Genomic DNA, 22818 nt, shown 5'->3' with positions numbered 1-22818 from the left:
AACGCCGTTTCGGCAACTGCGATCACGAGCGGCCGCGCACCCGCTGCATTTCGACAGCGCCTAGGGGCATCGTCCGACATGTGGAAGGCTGTTGTTTCATACAGTTCCTTCCTCTAGCTTCTGGAGTTCACACACATGACTGACAAGGCCACGCAAGCGCATGCTGCTGAAAGCAACATGGAGAAGGACCCGGACGACTGGGTGACCGGAGACGAGCCGATGACAGGCGCGCAGCGGTCTTACCTGAAGACCCTGTGCGAAGAGGCGAAGGTCGATTTCGACGACACGCTCACCAAGGCCGACGCCTCTCGGCGAATCGATGAGCTGCAAGCCGAGACGGGCCGCGGATCGACATCGGCGCGGCATTGACCTTGCGTCAATGGGTGCGAGGCGCAGCGCTCAGGCTTTCACCGCGCGCCTGCGCCAACTCCTGCACCGCCAGCCCAAGCGCCCTGATGCCCGCCGGAATCTGCCCCGCCGCGATCGACGACAGCCGCAGCCGGAAGAAGGGACACGGATAAGGCGGCTTGGCAAAGAACACGTCCCCCGCCTCGATCAGCACCCCGTGGCTGCGCGCCATCAGCGCCAGCTCGGCCGAATCCACCCACGACGGCGCCTGCACCCAGATGGACGCGCCGCCCGAGGGCAGCGTAAATCCGAAATCGGGCAGGTGCTCGCGCAGTGCCTGCGCCGCCAGCGCAAGCCGTTCCTGCATGGCATGGTTGACGCGCCGCGCGTGAGACTCGTGGTGCCCGAGCGAGAGGAAGAGCGCATACGCATGCTGCAGGAAGGCGCTGGGATGCCGCACCATCGCATGGCGGATCACCCGCAACTCCTTGATCAGGGCGCGCGGTGCCACGATGAAGCCGAGGCGCAGCGCCGGCGAGAGGCTCTTGGACACCGAGCCTACGTAGATCACCCGCCCCGTCTTGTCCAGGCTCTTGAGCGCAGGCATCGGCTGGCCCTCGTACAGGTTCTCGGCCTCGTAGTCGTCCTCGATGATCACGAAGTCCTGCAGCTCGGCCTTGCGCAAGAGCCACTGGCGCCGCTCCAGGCTCAGCGTGGCGGTGGTCGGGCTCTGGTGCGAGGGCGTGCAGAACAGGTAGTCGGCGGCCGGCAGCGCATCGACCACCAGGCCTTCCTCGTCGACGTCGATCTCCACCCATTTCGGGTTGCGCATCGCGAAGCTGTTGCGCGCATGCGGATGGCCGGGCTCCTCCAGCCCGACGCGGGTGTGCTCGTCGAACAGCGCCTCGGCGAGCAGGTAGCAGGCGTGCTGGGCGCCGAGGGTGACGAGGATCTCCTCCTTCAGCGCGAACACGCCGCGCCGGGGCAGGAGGCGCGTTCGGATCTGCTCGATCAGGTCGGGCACGTCATCGGTCTCGAAGTCCGGCGTCCAGTGCGGCAGCTGCGAGCGCGCCAGGCTGCGCGCGCAGCATTCGCGGAAGTCCTCGGTGGGAAACAGCTGCGGGTCGTAGGTGCCGTAGACGAAGGGGTACGGGTAGTCGCGCCAGCGGTCGGGCTTGGAAAGCGTGGGCCGGGCCACCTGGGAGCGCAGCACCCGCGCTGGCCAGTCGGGCGGCTGGCCTGACTGACCGCTGCGGCCCACCAGCGGCTCGGCCAGCGCCGCGGTGAGCGGCCGCGCGTTCTGCGCGACGAAGACGCCACTGCGCGGGCGCGCTTCGAGGAAGCCCTCGTCCATCAACTGGAGGTAGGCCGAGGTCACGGTGTTGCGGCTCAGGCCCAGCAGCGCCGCCAGCTCGCGCGACGAGGGCAACGGCGCACCGGGGCTCAGACGGTCTTCAAGGATGGCCTGCACCACCGCCGCGCGCAGGCGGCCCTGCAGCGGCAGGCCGGGTTGTTCGGGCAGTTCGAAGAGCTGCGCCCACTGGATGGCACGGGGGTTGGGCATGGTGCGCAAAGTTTAGTGCCGACTGGCTCGGTCGAATCCTTGCATCTGGCCCTATCGCGCCGCGCGCCGGCTCTCTACGCTTGCGCTCATCGACAAGACAGGAGTCCCGCGTGACCGCAGCAGCATCGCCCGCCCCCGTGACCATCGCCACCCTGGAGGCCTTCAGCGAGGCCTGGAACCGCCACGACATCGAGGCCCTGATGAGCTTCATGCACGAAGACTGCGTGTTCCAGACCGCGGCCGGAGCGGAGGCCTGCGGCACCCGCCACAGCGGTACGGCGGCAGTGCGAAAGGCCTTCGCCGCGGCCTGGGAGGCGGTGCCCGACGCGCAGTGGCGCAACGGCCGGCATTTCGTGGCCGGCGACTTCGGCACTTCGCAATGGACCTTCACCGGCACCGCGGCCGACGGCAGCCGCATCGAGACGGACGGCATCGACGTCTTCAGCTTCAAGGACGGGAAGATCGCGCTCAAGAACGTGTTCCGCAAGACGCGGCCGAACCTGCCTGCAGCGAAGTAGTTCCCCGGTTGAAGGAAACGCCATGACGACGACCGCAGGCACCGCGCAGTTCTCGACCGGCGGCCGGACCGCGCCCGCGCCCAAGCCCTACGACCCGCGCTACGACCCCCTGGTCGCACCCGACCCGGGCGCCGGCCGCGCCTACGCGCCGACGTGGTGGGTGGCCAGCGCGGGAACGCCGCCCGAAGACGACGGGCCGGTGCTGCGCGACATCGACGTGGACGTGGCCATCATCGGCTCCGGCGCCACCGGCATGTCCACCGCGCTCTATCTGGCACAGGAGCATGGCATCCGGGCCACGGTGCTCGAAGCCAACCAGGCCTCCTGGGGCTGCTCCAGCCGCAGCGGCGGCCAGGGCCAGAACGCCAGCGGCCGGCTCAAGCGCTCGCAGTGGATCCAGCGCTGGGGCCTGGACACGGCGCGGCGCCTCGATGCCGAGATCCGCGCCGGCTTCGAGAACTTCAGGCACCTGACGACGCAGATCGACTGCGATGCCTACGACGGCGGCCATCTCTACCTGGCCCACCGGCCGGAGAAGCTCGCCGGCCTGGAGGCCGAGGCGCGCCTCATGCGCGAGCAGTTCGGCTACGACACGCGCATGCTCAGCGCCGAGGAAGTGCGGCGTGATTACTGCGACGAGCGCGAGGCCGTGGGCGCGCTCTTCGAGTCGGAGGGTGTCGGCATCCATCCGCTGAAGTTCACCTTCGGGCTGATGCGCAAGGCGCGCGCACTGGGCGTGAAGGTCCACACCTCGAGCCCGGTGCAGGGCTGGCAGACCATCGACGGCGTGCATCACCTGCGCACCCCCGGCGGCATCGTGCGCGCGCGGCGCGTGGCGGTGTGCACCGGCGGCTACACCGGGCAGGCGCTCTCGCCGCTGCTCAAGAACAAGATCATGCCGATCCTGTCGAACTCGGTCGTCACGCGCCCGCTGACCGAGGCCGAGCTCAAGGCCACCAACTTCAAGTCGCTCACCTTCCTGACCGACACGCGCACGCTGCGCTTCTACTACCGGCTGCTCAAGGGCAACCGGCTGCAGCTGGGCAGCCGCAGCTCGGTGAGCGGCGCCGACGCCGAGGACCCGGTCCACCTGAAACTGCTCACCGACGCCATCGCACGCAAGTTCCCGCCGCTGGCCGGCATCCAGATCGACTACTCGTGGTGGGGCTGGGTGGACGTGAGCCACGACATGATGCCGCGCATCACGCAGCCCGAGCCGGACAAGAAGATCTGGTACGCCGTGGGGTACGGCGGCAACGGCGTCTCGTTCTCGACCTGGGCCGGCAAGCGCCTGGCCGAGCGCGTGGCGGGCCAGGACGCGGGGCGCGAGGTGTTCGAGCTGCCGATCTACCGCTCGCCGCTGCCCTTCCCCAACGTGCTGGGGCTGGTGGAGTCGCCGGCCTTCGCGCCCTTCAGGCGCATGGGGCAGCGTGTGCTTTACAAGTGGTACTGGTTGCGCGACGAAAAGTAGCGCGGCCTGTCAGTACTCGTCGCGCCGGTGGCGCCCCCTGAGCGCCAGCCAGCACAGCCCGATCGTCCCGGCAACGATCAACAGCTTGCGTGCCGCGCCCACCGGGTTGTGCCTCAGTTCGGCGCGTCCGCCCATCTCCGCATAGAGCCGCGGCACGTGGCCCCGCGACAGGTCGTCGATCAGGCCCTCGCCGACATTGACCCGGTCGGCCAAGAGCAGCAACAGCCAATGGCGCAGGTCGTTCTCGCTGTGCCTGAACGCCAGCCTGCGCAGCTGGCCGCTCAGCCCGCTCGGAGGCACCGTGCTGCCGAAGACGGACGTGATGCCCGGCCGCTCTGTCGAGTGCAGCACCTCGACGTTTTGCGGCTGCTGCTCGGGATGGTCCCAGTGCACGCCTTCCAGGCGAGGCGGCTGGCGCTCGCGCGGGTAGGCGGGGCGGTTGGCGTGGTCCAGGTCGGCGCCCCAGCCCTGGATGTGTGCGTACTTCTCCGGTGTCGTCTTGGGTGTCGTTTTGGGTGTCGTCTGGGGTGTTGTCTGGGGTGTTGATTCGGGTGATGTCGCGGGTGTTGTCATCGGGGGCTCCTTGGTGGGCGGCTCATTGCGGCGCGCCGGGGGGGACCAGCACCGTCTTGATGCAGCCATCGAGCTTGCTGGAGAAGAGGTGATACGCGTCGGCCACCTCCTCCAGCGGCATGCGATGGGTGATGATCTTGTGCGGCTGGATGCGGCCCGCCTGGATGTGCTCGATCAGCCGCGGCAGGTGTCGCTTGACGCTCGCCTGGTTCATGCGCAGCGTCAGCCCCTTGTTGATCGCGTTGCCGATCGGCACGAAGTTGAAGGTCGGGCCGTACACGCCGACGATCGACACCACGCCGCCCTTGCGCACCGAGTTGATGGCCCAGTGCAGCACGGTGGCCGAGCCGGCCTGCAGCTTGAGCTTGACGCCGGTGAGCCGCTGCAGGAAGTTGCCGGTGGCCTCGCAGCCCACGCAATCGATGCAGACATCGGCGCCCAGCCCGTCGGTCATCTTCTTGATGTGGATCGCCATGTCGCCCACGCTCAGGAAATTCAAGGTCTCGCACTGGGCGAAGTTCCTGACGAACTCCAGCCGGTAGTCGAGGTGGTCGACCACGATCACGCGGCCCGCGCCCAGCAGCCAGGCTGACTTGGCCGCAAAGATGCCGACCGGCCCCGCACCGAACACGACGACCGTGTCGCCTTCCTCGATATCGCCCATTTCCGCGGCCTGGTAGCCGGTCGGGAAGGCGTCGGTCAGCAGGACGGCATCGTCCAGCAACAGGTCGTCCGGAATGCGGGTGGGGCCCACGTCGGCCATGGGCACGCGCACGTACTCGGCCTGCCCGCCGTCATAGCCGCCGGCGGTGTGCGAATAGCCGTAGATGCCGCCGACTGCGGTGGCCTCGGGGTTGGTGTCATGGCAATTGCTGTAGAGCTCGCGCTGGCAGAAGTAGCAACTGCCGCAGAAGATGTTGAAGGGCACGAGCACCCGGTCGCCCACCTTCAGGTTGCGCACCGAACTTCCGATGTCCGTGACGACGCCGATGAATTCATGGCCGAAGGTGCTGCCTACGCGCGTGTCGGGCACGAGCCCGTGGTAAAGGTGCAGGTCCGAACCGCAGATGCAGGAGCGCATCACCTGCACGATGGCGTCGTTCGGATGCTCGATCACGGGATCGGGCTTGTGGACGGCCCGGATGCGGTACGGGCCTCGGTAATCCATGGCTAGCATTGTGTTCGTCCTTTCGATCCATGATCTGCTGCAAGGTGCATGACGGGCCACCGCGCTTGCGTTCGAGGCCCCGGAAATGCAGTAGGTTGGACGCGTTCGACGCCTGGTGCGTAGGTGATCGGCGGCCTTCGCTGGCGCCGGGCGCCTACAACACGGCCATTCTGCTCATCACCCACGACATGGGCGCGGTGGCCGAGATGGCCGACCGCGTCATGGTCATGTATGCCGGCCGCGTCATGGTCATGTACGCCGGCCGCGTCATCGAGCAAGGCACCGCGGCGCAGGTGCTCGGCGAGCCGGGCCATGCCTACGCCCGCGGCCTGATCGAATGCCTGCCGGAGCTCGGCAGCAGCACCATCGGCAAGGACCGCGAGGCGCTGCCCGAGATCGCCGGCATGGTGCCTTCGATCTGGGAACTGGGTAGCGGGTGCGCCTTTCGGGAGCGGTGCCCGCATGCGATGGAACGCTGCGCGACCGAGGTGCCGCAGATGTTCGAGCTGCCGAGCGCGTTCGTTCCGTTGCATGCCGCGATGCCGCATGGCGCAGCCTGCTGGCTCCATGGGGCGCCGCAGCCGCACAAGCTGAAGGAGGCTGCGCGAGGAGGTCCTGCTCCCTCTCCCTCTGGGAGGGGGCTGGGGTGAGGGCACCGGGCCTTCGATTGGGACGTTGTGCGTGGTTTGAGGCTGGAGCCGGGGCGTCGTCCCGGCAGCCGAGTCACTTTCTTTTGCTTCGCCAAAAGAAAGTAACCAAAGAAAAGGCGACCCCACTGGCCGCGACCCTCCGCTTCGCTACGGGCAACCTGCGGTGCTCGCTTTTCGCGGGGTCCGCGCAAACTCGCTTCGCTCAAACACGCGCGGCCCTGATCCGCGAAAAGCTCCGCTCCTCGGCGCGGCCAGAGGGGACTTGGAATCCAACGCGCCATGGCGCGTCCTTCTGTGGTTTGCAATTTGGCGTGAGCTCCTGGTCCTTGCTCACGCTGACACACACGCACAGGCACACGCATGCGCACAGGCGCACGCCCATGCCCATGCCCGTGCCCGTGCCCGTGCCCGTGCTCACGTTCGACCCGCTAAGCGTGCCCCTGTCCCAGGCCTCGCGCAGCGAGGCCGTTGGCGGCCGAGCGAAGCAATGGCCCGTCCCACTCCCCTCTGCGCGTGCCGAGGAGCGCAGCTTCAGGCGGATCAAGGGCCGCGCGTGTTTGAGCGAAGCGAGTTTGCGCGGACCCCGCCTGAAGCGAGCACCGCAGGTTGCCCGTAGCGAAGCGGAGGGACGCGCGCAGTGGGGTCGCCTTTTCTTTGGTTACTTTCTTTTGGCGAAGCAAAAGAAAGTGACTCGGCTGCCGGGACGACGCCCCGGCTCCAGCCTCACACCAACCGCAGCGTCCCAATCGAAGGCCCAATGCCCTCCCCTCAACCCTCTCCCAGAGGGCGATGAAGAGGGAGAGGGAGAGGGAGCAAGACCTACCCCACAAGTCGCAGCGAGAGAGATCACTCAATGACCTTCATGGGCACCGACACCCTCCTCTCAGTCAACGACCTCAAAGTCCACTTCCTCCGCGGCACACCCGCCTGGGGCCGCCCCGCCGAAGTGGTGAAAGCGGTCGACGGAGTGTCCTTCCAGGTCCGCCGCGGCAGCACGCTCGCCGTGGTCGGCGATCCGGCTCCGGCAAGACCACCACCGCCCTTGCAGTGATGCGGCTCGCGCCGATCACCGGCGGCCATGTGCAATTGGGGGACACCCAGCTCAGCACACTGGAGGGTGCGGCGTTGCGCCAGGCACGCTCGCGCATGCAGATCATCTTCCAGGACCCCTTCTCCTCCCTCAACCCACGCGAGCGCGCCGGCGCCGCGGTGCGCGCACCGCTGGAGCTGATGAAGATCGGCACGCCGGCCGAGCGCACGCAGCGCGTCGCCGACCTCTTCGAGGCCGTGGGCCTGCGGCCGAAGCAGCAGCAGCAGCTCTTTCCGCACCAGTTCTCGGGCGGGCAGCGCCAGCGCATCAACATCGCGCGGGCCCTCGCCACCAACCCTGAGCTGGTGGTATGCGACGAGCCGGTGTCCGCGCTCGACATCGCGATCCGCGCGCAGATCCTCAACCTGCTGGTGCGCCTGCAGCGCGAGCTGGCCTGACCTACCTCTTCATCTCGCACGACATGGCGGTGGTGGAGCACATCTGCGACGACATCGCCGTGATGTACCCGGGCCAGATCGTCGAGCGCGCGCCGCGTCGCAGCTTCTTCGCGCGCCCGTTGCATCCCTACAGCGTAGCGCTGATGTCGGCGGTGCCGCCGGTCAGCGGCGGGCGCCGGCGCGCGGCGCATCGCATCAAGCTCACGCTCGAGCGACAGCTCAGGGCGGCCGACCTGGTGGTGATCAACAAGGTGGACAGCGTGACGAAAGACGAGCTGGCCCGCGTTCGCCAATGGGTGTCGTCCGTCGCGGGCCGCTTGCCGCAGTACGAGACCTCGCAGTCGAGGCTGCCGAGGATGTTGCGCGAAGGCATGTCATTGCCTGCGACTTTCAAGGCCGGCGGCTGCGCGGATGCAAGCTGTACCCATGAGGATCATGCCGACCACGATCGCGCAGCGCACGACCACGGCGAGCTGTTCGACACCTGGTCCTGCCAGCCGGGGCAGGTCTTCGACGCGGACATGCTGCGCGCCTGGCTGCGCGACACGCCGACCGGTCTGCTGCGCCTGAAAGGCGTGCTGCGCACCGGCGAGGCCACCTGGTCGGAAATCCAGTTCGCGGGGCGGCACGGCGCGCTGCGCAAGGCCGATGCGCCGGCGGAAGGCGCGGCCGTGGTGGCGATCGGCTTGCGGGGACGCTTGCCCCTGTCAGCATTGGAGGCAGTCTTCGCCGCATCGGCCTGACTGCAAGGCGATCGAGGTTCAGAAACGAACAGCGCGCGCGTTGTTCGCTGCAGCGAGAATCGCGGACATGGCTACTGCAAGGTCCTTCGAGACCACCGACTACAAGCTCTTTCCCTCGCCACGCAACGTGCACCGGGTCGTGTTCGAACACCAGGTATTCGTGCCCCAGCCCTACGCGCTGATCGACCTCCCGAGCTACGACCTGAAGGGCCGCTACAGCCTGTTCGCCGCCTGCCGCCTCGCAGATGGCAAGATGGGCCAGCTCGTGACCTTGGAACAGGCCGATGACATTGCAAGGTTCAAGGCGCGGTTCGTTCCGGACTGACCCTTGCCGCCCCGGCAACAGGGCTCAGGACGAATGTCCGGGCTCTCGAACCGAGATTTCTTCCAATGCCACGGCCCTCAGGGCGCGCAGCCGCTCATTCGCCGGCTCCGGGCTCAGGCCGAAGCGGGCATCGCGCGCAAAAGGCTCGTCTTTTTCACGTTCTCTCCACTTCGCGAGCCACGCGAGCAAGGTCGTGAAGACCGCGCCGGCGAAGGAAGCAAGAGCAAAGATCACCGCGACCACCAGGAGCAGTCGCTGAAACTCCCCGTCGGGCGATGACGAGAAAGGCGCCCCGGGCACGGTCGGAAACATGAACTCCATGCTGAGCAATCCGATCGCCAGCAGCGTCGAGACAGCAGCGACCCTGCTCAACAGCCGTCCATATCTGGCCTGTGTTCTTGATTTCATTTGTGCCTCGTCGTTCCTGCCGGGCTTGCTGGCTTGGTGCTTGCGGGTCCACGAACCGGCTTCGTGGTTGGTTTTGGCCTGAATGCGGCGGTGCTCCATCAATGCACTACTTAGGTATTGCATCTACGCATCAAGTCATGTGAATTTTTCCCATACGGAGCACTTTTGCCCTATAGTGACCCTCTGAAACAACCGTAGGACATGGAGCAATCCCCGTGCAGGCGATCACCCCAGACCAAATCACAGTCCCTGGCAGCCTCATGCCGGAGCACCTGAGCACCCGAGTTCCCACCGTTTCTTTCCGAGAACGCTTGATCGAAGCCTTGTCCGTCGGGGCAGTCGCGCTGGCGATTGCGCTCACTGTCTCTTTTTTCGGCTTCTGAAGTGCCCACGAAAATGCTGGGCCAAACCGAAGCCTCGGGTGCTCTGCACCCCTCGTTCACGCGCGATCAATGGATCGATCACCTGCAGCGTCTCGCCCAGGCCGAACAGCAGGCCTCTCCGATTCCTGAACTGAAGGACACGCCGCCGGCCCCGGACTATCTGATGGAAGTCCGCGCGGTCGTCAGGTCCCTGTCCAACTAGGCGCTTGTGCGAGCGCCCTCGCCAGATGCTTCGCTGGGGCGCTTCAGCATGGCTGTCGGTCGGTAAAGTAGATACAAAGTTCACACATTCGCCGTGTTTGCCTCCTCGTCGGTACAACGAATTGCTACACTTTGCGACATTCGTAACTCTCGCAAACCGACGGCATGGCCAACAAGATCAGCAATCACAACCGCTTTGAGGCAGAGCTCGACACCATCCCCTCGCAGCTTCAGGAAGCACTCTGGGACCTCCGTCAGCAGGAGCGCGAAAAGCTGGCCGCGGGCTGGCGCAGAAACCTGTCCTTCCTCGCCCTGGCGGTTGTCGCGACAGTCCTGGTGATGCTGGTGATCGGCTGAAAGTCGCCAGGAGGCGCGCTGCCGGCTTCGATCCGACAAGCGAGCCTCCTCGCCACCGTGACGCCCGGCCCGCGGGTCTTGCTGCAGCCGGGCGCACGAGGCTGGCGAGGTCCCTGGCCGGGCACTGGACATTCCGGAGGTCGAGGCCAGGTACACGCTGGAGGGTACGGAAACGGCAGCGGCTTGACGCTCGGCGCGCCGTTGGGCGTGCGGGTCCTCAGCGAATGGACCGCCGTGTACCAAAGTCGCTTTCGAACGCCTTGGACGATCTGGCGGAGCACTGCTCGAGCCAGGCTTGAAACTCGCGCAGGTGCTTCGGCTTGTCCGAGTCCAGTGGAACGATCGAGAAGTACGTGCTGCCCGGCACGAGCTGGCCGGCAAAAGGGGTACAGATCCTGCCGGCCTCGCGGTCTGCCGAGAGCGTCGGAAACGTGCCCATGCCGAACCCCATTCCGTCGACGATGGCCTGCAGGGTGACAAAGAAGTGGTCGAAGCGCAGCTGCTGTGTCGAGCGCAGCTCGCGGTGCCCCACGGCACTGAGCCATTCTTCCCAGTCGCCCGGCCTCGATTCCGTGAATAGCAGCGTTCGCGATTGCAGGTCGCCCGGGCTGCGCGGTGCTCGCTTCTTGACGAGGGTCGGGCTCACGATCGGCGTGCTCCATTCCTGGAACAGCGACGTCACCTCGAACTGGCTGAGATCGCCCGGCGAGCGCCTGATGGCGAGGTCGAAGCTGCCCTTGAACATCGGGTCACTGCTGAAGGCCGTGGAGACGCGCACCTCCGTCTTCGGATGGCGTGCCCGGAACTCGTCGAGCTTGGGAATGAGCCATCGCATCGCGAAGGTCGCGGGCGCGTTGACGCGCACGACCTTGCTGGTGAGCAATTTTCCGTAGCGCGTCGACGCGTCGGTGATGTGGTCGAAGGCGGCGCTGATCTCGCGTGCAAAGGCCTTTGCATGCTCGGTCGCCACCATGCGCTGGCCTTCCTTTCGAAAGAGTGGCTGGCCCAGCGCTGCCTCCAGGAGCTGGATCTGGCGGCTGACCGCCCCATGCGTGAGATGAAGCTCGCGTGCAGCCTCGGTGAAACTGCCGGCGCGTGCGGCGACTTCGAAGACGCGCAACGCGTTGAGTGGCGGCATGGAATGCGGCATGGCAGGCTTGTTAGTCAGTTTTTCTCACACGAACAGCAATATTAGTCGATGGCGTCAGGAATGTTGACGGCTTAGAGTCCCGTCCATGAACCCAGCATCGATCACCGTCAACAACCGCTCCTATCGCCTGCCTCTCACGCCCACCGTCGTGGTCTGCGTTGACGGCTGCGAGCAGGACTACATCAACCAGGCCATTCAGGCGAAGGCCGTGCCATTTCTCGAATCACTTGCGCGGCGAGGAACGGTGCTGTCGGGCAACTGCGTCATGCCCTCCTTCACGAACCCGAACAACCTGTCCATCGTGACCGGCGTGCCACCCAGCGTTCACGGCATCTGCGGCAACTACTTCTTCGACCAGGAGCAGCAGAAGGAAGTGCTGATGAACGACGCCAAGTACCTTTGGGCGCCCACAGTGCTGGCCGAGATGGCGGCAGCCGGCCAGAAGGTCGCGGTGGTCACGGCCAAGGACAAGCTGCGGTCACTGCTCGGACACCGGCTGAAGGGCATCTGCTTCTCTGCGGAGAAGGCCGACGAGGCGACCATCGAGGGGAACGGCATCGACTCTCTTGTCGCCAGGACCGGGAGGCCGCTGCCCTCGGTCTACAGCGCGGACCTCTCCGAGTTTGTCTTTGCAGCGGGCGTGATGCTCATGCGTACCGAACGCCCGGACTTGATGTATCTATCGACGACCGACTACGTGCAGCACAAGGCCGCCCCCGGCACGCCGGACGCCAATGCTTTCTACGCCATGATGGACGGTTACCTCGCACAGCTCGACGAATTGGGTGCGGTGATCGCGATCACGGCCGACCACGGCATGAACGCCAAGACCGATGCGCTCGGCCGTCCCAACATCATCTTCCTGCAGGACGTGCTGGACGCCGCCGGCGAAGACGGCAAGGGGGGCCGCGTACTGCTGCCGATCACCGACCCCTACGTTGTCCACCACGGCGCGCTCGGCTCCTACGCCACCGTGTATGTCTCCGAGGCCGCGCGCATCCCTGTCATGGCCGAGTTGATCGCAGCCATCGACGGCGTCGAGGAAGTGCTGACGCGGGAGCAGGCCGCAGCGCGATTCGAGCTTCCACCCGCTCGCATCGGCGATCTCGTCGTGCTGTCGCACCGCCTCACTGTCCTGGGCACGTCGTCGGACAAGCACGACCTTTCCGGGCTCACGGTGCCGCTGCGCTCGCATGGCGGCCTGTCGGAGCAGCGCGTGCCGCTGCTCTTCAACCGAAAGTTGCGCCCCGTGCCGACACGGGGGCTGCGCAACTTCGACGTGCTCTCGCTGGCTTTGAACGAGCTCGGCTAGCGCAGCCGGCGCGGCGCGCCGGGCTTTCGGATTTCCATCAGTAGACAAGATCTGGAGACACACGATGAGATACCCACGTCTAAGAATGGTCGCGGCGTTGGCACTGGCGTTGACGACGGCCGCCATCCAGCCGGCAAAGGCCCAGGCCTTTCCGTCGAAGCCAGTGCGCATGGTCGTCGGCTTCGCACCCGGGGGGTCGACCGACAAGCTGGCTCGCGTGCTCGCACAGGCCATGACCGAGACGCTCGGACAGTCGGTCATCGTCGACAACCGGCCTGGCGCAGCGGGCAACCTTGCGGCCGAGCTGGCGGCGAGCGCGGCGCCCGACGGCCACGTCATCTTCATGGCCACCCTCAGCAGCCAGTCGATCAACCCGAACCTCTACTCGAATCTCAAGTTCGACCCGGTGAAGAGCTTCGAGCCGATCATGCTGGTGGCCAAATACCCTCTGCTGCTCATGGCAGCGCCTCAGGTGCCTGCAAACAATCTGCAGGAGTTCATCGCCTACACCAAGGCCAATTCGGATAACTTGCATTTCTCCTCCGCCGGCACCGGTTCGCCGGGCCACCTTGCTGGCGAGATGTACAAGTCGATGACCGGCGTGGAAGCCACCCATGTGCCCTACAAGGGCGGCGGGCCGGCGATGCTGGCTGTGATGTCGAACGAGGTGCAATTCGCCTTCGAAACCATCCCTAGCGCCATTGGACATGTGAAGGGTGGCAAGCTGAAGGGCTTGGCCGTGACCTCCGACGAGCGCTCTTCCGCGGCACCCAACCTTCCGACGATGAAGGAAGGAGGTCTCAAATCATTCTCCGTCACGTCGTGGGCGGGCCTTCTCGCGCCGGCGAAGACGCCCAAGGCCGTGATCGACAAGTTGACCGAGGCGACCCTCGCTGCACTGCAGCGACCGGCGGTGCGCAGGGCCCTTGCGGACGACGGGGCGGAACCCGGCGGCGGCAGTGCGGCAGACTTCGCGCGCTTCATGGCGAGCGAGACGCGCGCCTGGGGCGACGTGGTGCGTGCCGCTGGCGTCAAGATGGAGTGATCGGCGACGATGACGCAGCTCCTGAACTTGCTCGCTGCGATCGCTCTGCTGATCTGGGCCAGCGGCGTGATGCGCTCGTCGCTGCTGAAGGCTTCGGGTACCCGTCTGCGGTACATGCTCGCGCGCGCTGCTGGAAACCGGGTCACCGCGGCGGGTTCCGGCTTTGCCATCACCGCTGTGCTCCAGTCCAGCATGGCGACTGCGCTGATCGTGTCGGGCTTCGTGGGGCAGCGAATCCTGAGCCTCCCCCTTGCCCTGGCTCTCATGTTGGGTGCCGATGTGGGAACGAGCGTGATGGCACTGATCTTCTCGTTCGACTTGTCGTGGATGTCGCCCCTCTTCCTCCTGGTGGGTGTTCCCCTTTGCAGGGCGCGAAAAGGAAGCACGACGGGTCATCTCGGCAAATGCCTGATCGGGGTCGGCCTCATGCTGTGGGCACTGCACCTCATCGGCACATCGACATCGGCCCTGACCGGTTCGGCCGTGACGCGATCGCTGCTCGGCTCGGTCAGCGGCGATCCACTGCTCCTGATCACCGTGGGTGCAGCACTCACCGTGTCTGCCTATTCGAGCCTTGCCATCGTGATTCTCACAGGCACGCTCGCGGCGACCGGTGCCGTATCGACGTCGGCCGGCATCGGCCTCGTGCTCGGCGCCAATCTCGGCAGTGGGCTGCTGGCCGTCCTGAACGCTTCGCGCTGCAGCGTCGAAGAACGAAGGCTGCCATTGGGCAACCTGCTCTTCAAGGTCTGTGGCGTCGCGTTGTTCGCGCCGTTCACCGCGCTATGGCTGGACGTCGCCGAAGCGTCGAGCCTCTCGCACGGCACTGTCGTCGTCGGCTTTCATCTGGCGTTCAACGTCGCGGTGGCATTGCTCTGCTTGTGCTTCACGGAGAAGTTCTCAGCGGTCATTCAGCTCTTGCTGCGCGATCGATCCGACGTCGCGCACGAAGGCCGTCCGCTGCGCCTTCATGCGGATTCGCTGTCCTTGCCGAGCTTGGCCATCTCGTGCGCAGCTCGCGAAGCGATCCATGAAGCGGATCTCGTCGAGACAATGATTCGGGGGAGCCTTCGCGCAATCCAGCAGAGTGATTCAGCGCTCGCCCGCCAGATGAAGGGGATGGACGACGAGGTCGACGCGCTGTGTTCGGGCATCAAGCACTACCTGACTCGCCTCTCGCGCAAGTCCTTGAGCGCCGAGGATGACCAGCGCTGGACGGAGATTGCCACTTTCGCAATCAACCTCGAGCAAGTGGCCGACATCATCGAGCGCCTGCTGCAACGCGTCGAGAAACGCAACATCGCTGGGGGCAAGCAGTTTTCCGCTGCGGGGCTTCGCGAGATCGAAGAGTTGTACTCCTTGACACTCGCGAACTTGAACCTTGCGATGGCAGTGTTCATCCATCGCAGCCCACAAGACGCACGCAACCTCGCCGCCGCTCGACGGAGGTACGGAGAGCGTGTGAAGGAATGCAGCCATGCCCATCTGGCGCGCTTGACGGACGGTACGCCTGAGAGCATCGAGACCAGCTCACAGCACCTCGACCTGATCAGTGATCTGGAACGCGCCAACTTTCATATCTGCGCGATCTCCTCGACTCTTCTGGACGGCGAGCCCCAGGCCCTTTTCAGCCCGCCGGGCCGGCCGGCAGCCTGTACCCCTCGAGCTGCTCCCGAAGCCGCGTCTTGAGTGCCCCAGGCATTGACATTGAACACCGGCACGACGGGCAGCACGGCACCGCGCGCCGACAGGCCCAGGACGGACTCATCCGTCGATGACGATCTTTCTCTGGGCGACGAGTTGCTTCCACATCGCCAGTTCGTTGGCAATGGTGCGCGCCACATCCGTCTGGCCGATGAGCGCTGTCTGGCCGAGCTCCTGCATGCGCGCGACCAACGCTGGCGTGGCGAGCACCTCGGCCAGCGCCTTGCGCAGCGTCGCGGTCACGGCCGGCGGCAGGCCCGCGGGCCCCATGAGCGCGAACCAGCCCGGCGCATCGAAGTTCGGCACGCCGCCCTCGGCAACGGTCGGCACGTCCGGCATCGCGGGCAGCCGCTGCAGCGAGCTGACACCGATCGCCCGCAGCCTGCCGCTGGCGATGAAGGAGGAGGTGCCCGTGTAGGTCAGGAAGGCGAATTGCACGTCGCCGGCGATCAGCGCGGTGATCGCGGGGACGGCGCCACGGTAGGGCACATGCAGCGCGAAGGGTTCCCGTGCGCAGCTTGAACAGTTCGCCGGCAAGATGGCTGACACTGCCGGCGCCGCCCGACGCATAGCTCAGCTTGCCGGGCTCCTTGCGCATCGCCTCGACCAAATCGTGCGTGCTGCGAATGCCGCTGCCCGCCGGCACCACGAGCACCTGCGGCAACTGGGTCGCCATCGCGACCGCCGTGAAACCGGCCACCGGATCGTAGCCCGGGTTGCGCAGCGAGGGCACGATGGTCAGCGGCGCGTTGTCGAGCAGGCCGAGCGTGTAGCCGTCGGGCGCGGACCGCGCCACCTCGGCCGCGGCAATGGTGCCGCTCGCGCCGGGCTTGTAGTCGACCACCACGGGCTGGCCCAGCAGCTTTCCCAGCGGCACCGAGAGCTCGCGCGCCAGGATGTCGGAGGAACCGCCCGGGGTGTAGCCGAGCAGCAGGCGCACCGGCTTGCCCGGCCAGGCTTGCGCCTGGGCACGGCCGCCCAGCATCGCCATCGCGATAGCGGCTGCGCCGCCGGCAAGCACGGAACGGCGCCGAGGATCGAAGAGCGCTGCGCGCATGGCCGCTACCTACTGGACGTTCTTCAATGCGAACTCGTTGAGGTGCCCGGAGGGCAGCGCCTCGACGCCCGGGTCCGGCGGCAGCTCGACATCGAACCAGCGCTTGAGAACGCCCGAGATCAGTTCATAGCAGGCGCCGATGCGGATCACCTCCATGGTCTCGAAGTTGATCAGCGTGCCTGCCCGGCGGTAGATGTGATAGCGGCGCAGGCCGTAGTCGATGGTGATGTCGGCGATCTGCTTGAGTTCATCTGGAATGTCCTCGACGCTGAACCGAGTGCCGGTCCCCGACAGGTTGGCCGACGAGCCGAACAGCGGCACGACTTCCTCGCGGCTCAGGCGGCACAGCTCTGCGTGGAAGACGCCTGCATTGACCAGCGTGCCGATCGTGCCGACCGCCGTGCTCGCCTTGATGGCGTCGTCGTCCAGCTTGCGGATCAACGGGTGGTCGTGCCGGAACGTGCCGACCACGCCCAGGGGCAGGTCGTGGTCGACGACGAGCGCCTCCACCATCTGCTGCGCCCGAGGCGCAAGCGTGTGCAGCTCGCGCTGCGTCTCGAGGTCGGCAGCCATCGCGTTGCGCTTGTGGCTGCCGCGGCGCTTGGTGTCGTAGATCTTCTTCAGGGGATCCATGGAGGAACCGCAGCAGGCGTAGCCGGTGTCATTGGGCACGATGGCGATGCCGCCGTTACGGATCACATCGATGGTGCGCCGGGCGTCGCCGGCAATGTCGAGTCTGCTCATGTCTGCTCCTTGGGGTGTCGGTGGTTTCAGTGCGTTCAGTGCGTCAATTCGAGATGCCGGCGGCATCCCGGCCCGCGGCGGGAGTGGCGTGGCCACCGTGTTCATCGAGGTTCTCGACCACGACAGGCTGGCCCCAGAGCTGCGACAGCTCCTTGGCCACCACCCGCGCTTGTGCATCGGTGCCACCGCCCGCCGCGTAGGGCACCACCATCGTCACCGGGTGGTCCGGCTTCCAATCGGCCGCGGCAGCGCCGAGCGGAAGGCCCGCCGCCGCTGCGGCAGCCACTCCGGCCAGCGCGGCCATGCACGGGCGCAGCCGCCGGCCGGCGTGCCCGAGGCCGCGCCACGCGGGTCGAAACAAGCTCTTCATCATCTTCATGTCTCCTTTGTCTTGGGATCGGAAAGGCGCGGTCGGCAGATGCGTCGCGGCCGTCACCGCGTCGAGAAACCTCAATCGATCTGAACGCCGCTGTCGACCACCGCGGCGCCCCATTTCTTCACCTCGGCCCGAAGGAAGCGGCCAAACTCGGCCGGGCTCGTGATCTCCAGCTCGCCGCCGGTGGCACGGATGGATTCCTGGACGCCGGGGTTGGCAGCCACCCGCCGGATCGCGGCGTTCAGCGCATCGATGGTGGCTGCAGGCGTGCCCGCAGGTGCGAGGAAGCCGACCCACGAGCTGATGTCGAAGCCCTTCAAGCCTTGCTCGTCGAGGGTGGGCACGTTCGGCAACTGGGCATTGCGCTTGAGACTGGAGATCGCCAGTGGCTTCAGCTTGCCCGTCTTGACTTGCGGCAAGGTGGCCGCCAGCGCGTCGAACATGATCGGCACCTGGCCGCCCATGACGTCGGTCACGGCAGCGGGCGAGCCCTTGTAGGGGATATGGTTGAGCTGCAGCCCCGCCTGCTTCTCCAGCACCACCATCGCCAGGTGGGCGGTGATGCCATTGCCTCCGGAAGCGAAGTCCACCTTGCCCGGTCGCGCCTTGGCGTACGCGATGAGTTCCTGCAGGTTGTTGGGCGCGAAGGTGGGCGTGGCGACGAGCAGCAACGCGCCCGTGCTGACCTGCGAGACCGGCGTGAAATCCTTCAGCGTGTCGTAGGGCAGCTTCTTGTACAGCGTCGGGTTGATGGCCATCTGCCCCAGCGTGCCCAGCAGCAGCGTGCTGCCGTCGGGTGCGCTCCTCTTCACCTCCTGCGCGCCGAGGCTGCCGTTGGCGCCGGGCCGGTTGTCCACGATCACCGGCTGGCCGATCTCCTTGCCGAGGGCGGCGGCGAAGTTGCGCGCCACGATGTCCACGGTCTGTCCTGCCGGGTAGCCGACGACGATGCGCAATGGCTTGTCGGGAAGGGCGCCTTGCGCTTGCCCCTGGCCATGTGCTGCGATGCAGGTGAACGCGAGCGCGGTCGCGAAGGCGAATTTCATGGGATTGTCTCCGTGCTTGTAAGGAATCGGGGCGCTTAGGCGACCGGCACGTACACGGTGCCGGCCATCAGGCGGCGCGCCGTGCGCGTGAGCCCGAGGGCCGAGAAGGCGGTGCGTGCAGGTTCGGCATCGGGCTGCGCAACCACCTTCACCGCCATGACGCCGAGCGGATGGCCGATGCGCAGCGTGTCGCTCGTGGTGCTCGCTCCGACGGCCTGGCTGACCAGCGTGCCGGGCACGCGCGAAGCCGCAGCAGTGCATATCGAGCCGGTGCCGGCCATGCTGTCGTGGCACTTGCCGAGGAACACGAGGCGCGCGCGCAGGTCGCAGTCGCTCGCCTTCACCGTCGCCTTGTTCACATCGACATAGTCGGCCGGCGGCGCGACGATCACCGCGAGCGGCAGGCCGGGCAGATGAACATCGTCCCAGTGTGCATAGAGGCCGATGCGCTCGCCCGCCTTGCACTGGAGTTCGCCGATGGTCTCGATGAGCACGCGGTCGGCAGAGATCGCCGGCGGCAGCTCGCTGCCAGTGAGGCCGAGCGAGCCGGCGGCGATGAAGACGCAAGGGGTCGCCGCGTCGACCACCGAGACCTCGATACGCCGGCCGTCCTCGAGCGTGACGAAATCGGTGACCTGCCCCGTCGGCAGCAGCTTGCCGGTCTTGGCACCGATGGTGCCGCCGTAGTCCATGAGGATCTCGGCACCGGTGCCCGGCACGCCCGCGATGGCGCAGTCGCCGAGCAAGCGCGCCCTGCCGTTCTTCACCGGCACCTTCGACACCAGCAGGGTGCCGGTGTTGGTGTTGTGGATGCGCACGGTGGTCAGCGGCTCGGTCGCCTCGACCAGCCCCTCGTCGATGGCGAAGGGCGCGACGGCCGACGAGATATTCCCGCAGTTGGCGTCATAGCCGACGATGTCGCGCTCCACGTCGATCTGCGCAAAGGTGTAGTCGACATCCGCATCGGCGCGCTCGGAGCGCCGGATGATCGCCACCTTCGAGGTCACCAGGCGGGAGCCGCCCAGGCCGTCGATCTGCAGCACGTCGGGCGAGCCCATGGCGCGCTTGAGCAGGCGGTCGCGTGCCGCGCCGGCCGGCGGCAAGTCGGCCTCGTGGAAGAACAGCGCCTTGCTGGTGCCGCCGCGCATCAGCACGCAGCGCACTTCTTCCTGTTCCATGACGGTGTCGGTGGGCATCGATGTCGTCTCCTTCAGCAGGCTGCGGGCGCAGGCGGCCAGGCCCAGGGGCGCTGCACGCGGTCGGCCTGCTGCCAGGTGCGGATGAGGGCTTCGTCGCGCAGCGTGAGTCCGATGTCGTCCAGGCCATGGAGCAAGGCTTCGCGGCGCAGCGGGTCGATGGTGAACGCCACCTGCGCGCCCGAGGGCGCGATCAACATGCGCCGTTCGAGATCGACCGTGAGCGGGGCTCCTTCGGCGCAGGCCACGGCGAGTGCCTCGACGTCGGGCGCCGGCAGGCGGATCGGCAACACGCCGTTCTGGAAGCAGTTGCTGTAGAAGATGTCGCCGAAGCTCGGCGCGATGACGCAGCGCACGCCGATGCCCTGCAGCGCCCACACTGCGCCCTCGCGCGAGGAGCCGCAGCCGAAGTTGTCGCCGGCCAGCAGGATCGGTGCGCCTCGGAAGGTGGGCCGGTTGAGGATGAAATCGGGGTCATCGCTGCCATCGGCGCGGTAGCGCAAGGCCTCCATCGCGTAGGGGCCGAGTTGCTCCTTGGGGAGCGAGGTCAGGCGCTCGATGCGGATGATGACGTCGGTGTCGATGTTGGCGCGCGGCAGGTAGGGGGCCGGTCCGGTGACGATGGTGAAGGGGGGAATGGTCATGCGATGCTCCCGACATCCGCAATACAACCGGCAATCGCCGCAGCAGCCGCCATCGCCGGACTCGCCAGGTGCGTGCGCGCCCCCGGCCCCTGCCGCCCGACGAAGTTCCGGTTGGACGTCGACACCGACCGCTTCTGCGGCGGCACCTGCTCGCCGTTGGCCGCCACGCACATGCTGCAGCCCGGCTCGCGCCAGGCAAAGCCGGCGGCTTCGAACACCTCGCGCAGGCCTTCGGCTTCCGCTGCACGCTTGACGTTCTCGGAGCCGGGAACCACCCAAGCCGTGACGCCCGGCGCCACCTGCCTGCCGCGCGCCACCTCGGCGGCAGCACGCAGGTCGGTGATGCGCGAGTTGGCGCACGAGCCGATGAACACCCAGTCGACCGGCGTGCCGGCAATGGGCTGCCCTGCCCTCAGGCCCATGTAGTCGAGCGCAGCCGCCAGCGTGTCACGCTGCGCGGGATCGGCCACTGCTTGCGGATCGGGCACGCGCGCGTCGATGGCAATGGCGTGCTCGGGGCTCGTGCCCCAGGTGATCGTGGGCCGAATGAGCGAGACGTCGATGGACTCTTCGCGATCGAAGACGGCATCGGCATCGCTGGCCAGAAGCCGCCATTGCGCAACGGCCGCGTCGAAAGCTTCGCCCTGCGGCGCGAAGGAACGGCCACGCAAGTAGTCGAAGGTGCGCGGGTCAGGCGCCACCATGCCGCAGCGCGCGCCGAGTTCCACCGTCAGGTTGCACAGCGTGAGACGGGCCTCGACTTCCATGGCCTCGATGGCGCTGCCCGCGTACTCGATCGCGTGGCCCACGCCGGCCGCAGCACCCAGCTTGCCGATGATGTGCAGCGCGAGGTCCTTGGCGGTGACGCCCGAACGCAGGCTGCCGTTGCAGCGGATGCGCATGCGCCGCGGCTTCTGCTGGCGCAGCGTCTGCGTGGCCAGGGCATGCGTGCTCTCCGACGAGCCGATGCCGAAGGCCATCGCACCCAGCGCACCATTGGTGCAGGTGTGGCTGTCACCGCAAACCACGGTGAGGCCCGGCAGCACGATGCCCAACTCCGGGCCCATGACGTGCACGATGCCTTGCCCCGGCTCGCCCAGGTCGAACAGGCGCACGCCGGCAGATCGGGTACGGTCGCGCAGCGCGGTCCACAGCTTGCCGCCCGGCGCGTAGGTCAGGCCGTTGCGCCCGGGCCGGCTCGACACCGCGTGGTCGGGCGTCGCAAAGACCAGTGCCGGGTCATGCACCGGCAGGCCGCGCGCCGTCACCTCGGCGAGTGCCGGCGGCCCGGACAAGTCATGCAGCAGGTGACGATCGATGTGGAGCAGCGCCCAGCCATCGCCCAGGTCGCGGATGACATGGGCGTCCCAGATCTTGTCGAAGAGCGTGCGGCCAGCCATCACTTGGCTTCCATCGCGGCGCCGGCGTTGAAGCGCTGGCGCAGTGCATCCCACTCGTCGGCGCCGAAGCGGCGGAAGGTCTGGGCCACGTTCTGCGTGACCTCGGGTGCCTTGTGCGTGGCCTTGAGCTGGGCCAGCGCCGCATCGCCGGCCTGGATCGCGGCGGCCAGCATCAGGCCGGGCAGGATCGCGAGCTTGTAGCCCATGGCCTCGGCTTCGCGAAGGTCGAAGTTCGGCGTGCGCCCGCCCGGGACCACGTTGAGCAGGCACGGCCCCTTCACGGCCTTGGGCACCGCCGCCACTTCTTCGAGCGACTGGGTGGCTTCGACGAAGACCAGGTCGGCACCGGCATCGAGCGCCGCGTTGCCGCGCCAGATGGCCTCGTCCAGGCTCAACATGGCGCGCGCATCGGTGCGCGCGATGATCACGAACTCCTTCGTGCGTCGCGCATCGGCCGCGGCGCGGATCTTGGAGACGAATTCCGCGCGCGAGACCACTTCCTTGCCGTCCAGGTGGCCGCAGCGCTTGGGCGAGACCTGGTCCTCGATGTGGATCGCGGCGACGCCGCGCGATTCGTATTCGCGCACCGTACGCGTCACGTTCAGCTCATTGCCGTAACCGGTGTCGGCATCTGCGATCAGCGGCACGCCGATGGCGCGCGCCATCGAGGCGGCGTTGGCCACCATCTCGCCCATGTCGAGCAAGCCGAAGTCGGGATAGCCGCGCGCCGCCGCCGTGCCGGCCCCGGTCATGTACACGGCGCTGAAGCCCGCCTGCTCGATCAGCCGTGCGCCGATGCCGTCGTAGGCGCCAGGGGCGATGAGCATGCCGGGCGCGGCGAGCAGTTCGCGAAGGGAGGTGTGCAGGGTCATGGGCGGCGGTCTCTAAGCGCGGTGAATCGGGCGGTGTCAAACAGTTAGTTGTTCTAAGACTATCACAACATAACA

General features: G+C 66.9%; 24 protein-coding genes and 3 pseudogenes. 13 read left to right on the top strand and 14 right to left on the bottom strand.

Annotated elements, in window-relative coordinates; translation table 11 throughout:
- The first annotated feature begins 135 nt into the window (after positions 1-135).
- Positions 136-369 (top strand): DUF3072 domain-containing protein, encoded by a 234-nt coding sequence (locus E5CHR_RS08805; protein WP_162579330.1) that lies wholly within the window; start codon positions 136-138, stop codon positions 367-369.
- A 7-nt stretch (positions 370-376) separates the two neighbouring features.
- Here E5CHR_RS08805 and pdxR read toward each other — a convergent pair whose 3' ends face one another.
- Positions 377-1912 (bottom strand): MocR-like pyridoxine biosynthesis transcription factor PdxR, encoded by a 1536-nt coding sequence (gene pdxR / locus E5CHR_RS08800; protein WP_162579329.1) that lies wholly within the window; start codon positions 1910-1912, stop codon positions 377-379.
- 110 nt (positions 1913-2022) lie between these two features.
- Between pdxR and E5CHR_RS08795 the strand changes: the two genes are divergently transcribed.
- Both E5CHR_RS08795 and E5CHR_RS08790 read left to right on the top strand, forming a co-directional pair.
- Positions 2023-2430: a nuclear transport factor 2 family protein gene (locus tag E5CHR_RS08795; protein WP_162579328.1), complete on the top strand. Its 408-nt coding sequence runs from the start codon at positions 2023-2025 to the stop codon at positions 2428-2430.
- Positions 2431-2452: 22 nt separating this feature from the next.
- Positions 2453-3901, top strand: coding sequence for an NAD(P)/FAD-dependent oxidoreductase (locus tag E5CHR_RS08790; RefSeq protein WP_162579327.1), 1449 nt, complete (start codon positions 2453-2455; stop codon positions 3899-3901).
- A gap of 9 nt (positions 3902-3910) precedes the next feature.
- Here the strand turns inward: E5CHR_RS08790 and E5CHR_RS08785 are convergent, their stop codons facing one another.
- The gene (locus tag E5CHR_RS08785; protein WP_232062007.1) at positions 3911-4474 is read right to left on the bottom strand and encodes a hypothetical protein; all 564 of its coding nucleotides are present in this window, start codon (positions 4472-4474) and stop codon (positions 3911-3913) included.
- A gap of 22 nt (positions 4475-4496) precedes the next feature.
- On the bottom strand, positions 4497-5651 hold the full coding sequence (locus E5CHR_RS08780; protein ID WP_162579326.1) for a zinc-dependent alcohol dehydrogenase: 1155 nt from the start codon (positions 5649-5651) through the stop codon (positions 4497-4499).
- Between the two features lie 152 nt (positions 5652-5803).
- On the opposite strand from E5CHR_RS08780, the pseudogene E5CHR_RS08775 reads away from it, so the two are divergent.
- The 4 genes and pseudogenes from E5CHR_RS08775 to E5CHR_RS08760 all read left to right on the top strand — a co-directional run.
- Positions 5804-6292 (top strand): annotated as a pseudogene (locus tag E5CHR_RS08775) (oligopeptide/dipeptide ABC transporter ATP-binding protein); the annotation flags it as partial.
- An 853-nt stretch (positions 6293-7145) separates the two neighbouring features.
- Positions 7146-7983, top strand: a pseudogene (locus tag E5CHR_RS32065) (ATP-binding cassette domain-containing protein); the annotation flags it as partial.
- Between the two features lie 33 nt (positions 7984-8016).
- Positions 8017-8523: a GTP-binding protein gene (locus E5CHR_RS31685; protein ID WP_332061345.1), complete on the top strand. Its 507-nt coding sequence runs from the start codon at positions 8017-8019 to the stop codon at positions 8521-8523.
- 67 nt (positions 8524-8590) lie between these two features.
- The gene (locus E5CHR_RS08760; protein ID WP_162579324.1) at positions 8591-8848 is read left to right on the top strand and encodes a hypothetical protein; all 258 of its coding nucleotides are present in this window, start codon (positions 8591-8593) and stop codon (positions 8846-8848) included.
- 24 nt (positions 8849-8872) lie between these two features.
- Here E5CHR_RS08760 and E5CHR_RS08755 read toward each other — a convergent pair whose 3' ends face one another.
- Entirely contained in the window at positions 8873-9355 is a 483-nt protein-coding gene (locus E5CHR_RS08755; RefSeq protein WP_162579323.1) for a hypothetical protein, read from the bottom strand.
- 116 nt (positions 9356-9471) lie between these two features.
- Here E5CHR_RS08755 and E5CHR_RS08750 point away from each other — a divergent pair, with 116 nt between their 5' ends.
- The 3 genes from E5CHR_RS08750 to E5CHR_RS08740 all read left to right on the top strand — a co-directional run bounded on the left by E5CHR_RS08750 (position 9472) and on the right by E5CHR_RS08740 (position 10197).
- Positions 9472-9639: a hypothetical protein gene (locus tag E5CHR_RS08750; RefSeq protein ID WP_162579322.1), complete on the top strand. Its 168-nt coding sequence runs from the start codon at positions 9472-9474 to the stop codon at positions 9637-9639.
- A 13-nt stretch (positions 9640-9652) separates the two neighbouring features.
- On the top strand, positions 9653-9841 hold the full coding sequence (locus E5CHR_RS08745) for a hypothetical protein (protein WP_162579321.1): 189 nt from the start codon (positions 9653-9655) through the stop codon (positions 9839-9841).
- A gap of 164 nt (positions 9842-10005) precedes the next feature.
- Positions 10006-10197 (top strand): hypothetical protein, encoded by a 192-nt coding sequence (locus E5CHR_RS08740; protein WP_162579320.1) that lies wholly within the window; start codon positions 10006-10008, stop codon positions 10195-10197.
- 217 nt (positions 10198-10414) lie between these two features.
- Here the strand turns inward: E5CHR_RS08740 and E5CHR_RS08735 are convergent, their stop codons facing one another.
- Entirely contained in the window at positions 10415-11347 is a 933-nt protein-coding gene (locus E5CHR_RS08735; protein ID WP_162579319.1) for a LysR substrate-binding domain-containing protein, read from the bottom strand.
- Positions 11348-11432: 85 nt separating this feature from the next.
- Here E5CHR_RS08735 and phnA point away from each other — a divergent pair, with 85 nt between their 5' ends.
- From phnA to E5CHR_RS08720, 3 genes are all read left to right on the top strand, one after another.
- The gene (phnA, locus tag E5CHR_RS08730; RefSeq protein ID WP_162579318.1) at positions 11433-12659 is read left to right on the top strand and encodes a phosphonoacetate hydrolase; all 1227 of its coding nucleotides are present in this window, start codon (positions 11433-11435) and stop codon (positions 12657-12659) included.
- Between the two features lie 64 nt (positions 12660-12723).
- Positions 12724-13704: a Bug family tripartite tricarboxylate transporter substrate binding protein gene (locus E5CHR_RS08725; protein WP_162579317.1), complete on the top strand. Its 981-nt coding sequence runs from the start codon at positions 12724-12726 to the stop codon at positions 13702-13704.
- Between the two features lie 9 nt (positions 13705-13713).
- Positions 13714-15393, top strand: coding sequence for a Na/Pi cotransporter family protein (locus tag E5CHR_RS08720; protein WP_162579316.1), 1680 nt, complete (start codon positions 13714-13716; stop codon positions 15391-15393).
- 75 nt (positions 15394-15468) lie between these two features.
- Here E5CHR_RS08720 and E5CHR_RS08715 read toward each other — a convergent pair whose 3' ends face one another.
- The 9 genes and pseudogenes from E5CHR_RS08715 to E5CHR_RS08675 form a co-directional block, all read right to left on the bottom strand.
- Positions 15469-15957 (bottom strand): Bug family tripartite tricarboxylate transporter substrate binding protein, encoded by a 489-nt coding sequence (locus tag E5CHR_RS08715; RefSeq protein ID WP_162579315.1) that lies wholly within the window; start codon positions 15955-15957, stop codon positions 15469-15471.
- A 13-nt stretch (positions 15958-15970) separates the two neighbouring features.
- Positions 15971-16393, bottom strand: a pseudogene (locus E5CHR_RS32120) (Bug family tripartite tricarboxylate transporter substrate binding protein); the annotation flags it as partial.
- Positions 16394-16474: 81 nt separating this feature from the next.
- Positions 16475-17209, bottom strand: a complete 735-nt coding sequence (locus E5CHR_RS08705; protein ID WP_162579314.1) for a Sua5/YciO/YrdC/YwlC family protein — start codon at positions 17207-17209, stop codon at positions 16475-16477.
- 43 nt (positions 17210-17252) lie between these two features.
- Entirely contained in the window at positions 17253-17582 is a 330-nt protein-coding gene (locus tag E5CHR_RS32115; protein WP_232062003.1) for a hypothetical protein, read from the bottom strand.
- A 77-nt stretch (positions 17583-17659) separates the two neighbouring features.
- Positions 17660-18631 carry a Bug family tripartite tricarboxylate transporter substrate binding protein gene (locus E5CHR_RS08695; RefSeq protein ID WP_162579313.1) on the bottom strand — a complete coding sequence of 324 codons (972 nt, stop codon included), beginning with the start codon at positions 18629-18631 and terminating at the stop codon, positions 17660-17662.
- Between the two features lie 35 nt (positions 18632-18666).
- Positions 18667-19827: a 2-methylaconitate cis-trans isomerase PrpF family protein gene (locus tag E5CHR_RS08690; RefSeq protein ID WP_232062002.1), complete on the bottom strand. Its 1161-nt coding sequence runs from the start codon at positions 19825-19827 to the stop codon at positions 18667-18669.
- A 14-nt stretch (positions 19828-19841) separates the two neighbouring features.
- Positions 19842-20471 (bottom strand): 3-isopropylmalate dehydratase small subunit, encoded by a 630-nt coding sequence (leuD, locus tag E5CHR_RS08685; RefSeq protein ID WP_174255705.1) that lies wholly within the window; start codon positions 20469-20471, stop codon positions 19842-19844.
- Complete coding sequence (gene leuC / locus E5CHR_RS08680) at positions 20468-21871, bottom strand: 3-isopropylmalate dehydratase large subunit (RefSeq protein WP_162579312.1); 1404 nt, start codon at positions 21869-21871, stop codon at positions 20468-20470. Before leuC ends, leuD begins: the two co-directional genes overlap by 4 nt.
- Entirely contained in the window at positions 21871-22743 is an 873-nt protein-coding gene (locus E5CHR_RS08675; protein WP_162579311.1) for an isocitrate lyase/PEP mutase family protein, read from the bottom strand. The genes leuC and E5CHR_RS08675 overlap by 1 nt, the downstream gene beginning before the upstream one ends.
- Between the last annotated feature and the right edge of the window lie 75 nt (positions 22744-22818).

Source organism: Variovorax sp. PBS-H4 (genome assembly GCF_901827205.1).
GTDB lineage: Bacteria > Pseudomonadota > Gammaproteobacteria > Burkholderiales > Burkholderiaceae_C > Variovorax.
The sequence above is the reverse complement of the archived record's forward strand: the minus strand, read 5'-3'. Positions and strand labels throughout refer to the sequence as shown.

Bases quoted from the DNA above. Each gene is read 5' to 3' on its own strand.
- E5CHR_RS08745 (WP_162579321.1), top strand. From the start codon at position 9,653: ATGCTGGGCCAAACCGAAGCCTCGGGTGCTCTGCACCCCTCGTTCACG.
- E5CHR_RS08735 (WP_162579319.1), bottom strand. From the start codon at position 11,347: ATGCCGCATTCCATGCCGCCACTCAACGCGTTGCGCGTCTTCGAAGTC.
- E5CHR_RS08705 (WP_162579314.1), bottom strand. From the start codon at position 17,209: ATGAGCAGACTCGACATTGCCGGCGACGCCCGGCGCACCATCGATGTG.
- E5CHR_RS08755 (WP_162579323.1), bottom strand. From the start codon at position 9,355: ATGGAGCACCGCCGCATTCAGGCCAAAACCAACCACGAAGCCGGTTCG.
- E5CHR_RS08725 (WP_162579317.1), top strand. From the start codon at position 12,724: ATGAGATACCCACGTCTAAGAATGGTCGCGGCGTTGGCACTGGCGTTG.
- E5CHR_RS08675 (WP_162579311.1), bottom strand. From the start codon at position 22,743: ATGACCCTGCACACCTCCCTTCGCGAACTGCTCGCCGCGCCCGGCATG.
- E5CHR_RS08760 (WP_162579324.1), top strand. From the start codon at position 8,591: ATGGCTACTGCAAGGTCCTTCGAGACCACCGACTACAAGCTCTTTCCC.
- E5CHR_RS08690 (WP_232062002.1), bottom strand. From the start codon at position 19,827: ATGCCCACCGACACCGTCATGGAACAGGAAGAAGTGCGCTGCGTGCTG.
- leuD (WP_174255705.1), bottom strand. From the start codon at position 20,471: ATGACCATTCCCCCCTTCACCATCGTCACCGGACCGGCCCCCTACCTG.
- E5CHR_RS08740 (WP_162579320.1), top strand. From the start codon at position 10,006: ATGGCCAACAAGATCAGCAATCACAACCGCTTTGAGGCAGAGCTCGAC.
- E5CHR_RS08780 (WP_162579326.1), bottom strand. From the start codon at position 5,651: ATGCTAGCCATGGATTACCGAGGCCCGTACCGCATCCGGGCCGTCCAC.
- phnA (WP_162579318.1), top strand. From the start codon at position 11,433: ATGAACCCAGCATCGATCACCGTCAACAACCGCTCCTATCGCCTGCCT.
- leuC (WP_162579312.1), bottom strand. From the start codon at position 21,871: ATGGCTGGCCGCACGCTCTTCGACAAGATCTGGGACGCCCATGTCATC.
- E5CHR_RS08805 (WP_162579330.1), top strand. From the start codon at position 136: ATGACTGACAAGGCCACGCAAGCGCATGCTGCTGAAAGCAACATGGAG.
- E5CHR_RS08695 (WP_162579313.1), bottom strand. From the start codon at position 18,631: ATGAAATTCGCCTTCGCGACCGCGCTCGCGTTCACCTGCATCGCAGCA.
- E5CHR_RS08785 (WP_232062007.1), bottom strand. From the start codon at position 4,474: ATGACAACACCCGCGACATCACCCGAATCAACACCCCAGACAACACCC.
- E5CHR_RS32115 (WP_232062003.1), bottom strand. From the start codon at position 17,582: ATGATGAAGAGCTTGTTTCGACCCGCGTGGCGCGGCCTCGGGCACGCC.
- E5CHR_RS08720 (WP_162579316.1), top strand. From the start codon at position 13,714: ATGACGCAGCTCCTGAACTTGCTCGCTGCGATCGCTCTGCTGATCTGG.
- pdxR (WP_162579329.1), bottom strand. From the start codon at position 1,912: ATGCCCAACCCCCGTGCCATCCAGTGGGCGCAGCTCTTCGAACTGCCC.
- E5CHR_RS08790 (WP_162579327.1), top strand. From the start codon at position 2,453: ATGACGACGACCGCAGGCACCGCGCAGTTCTCGACCGGCGGCCGGACC.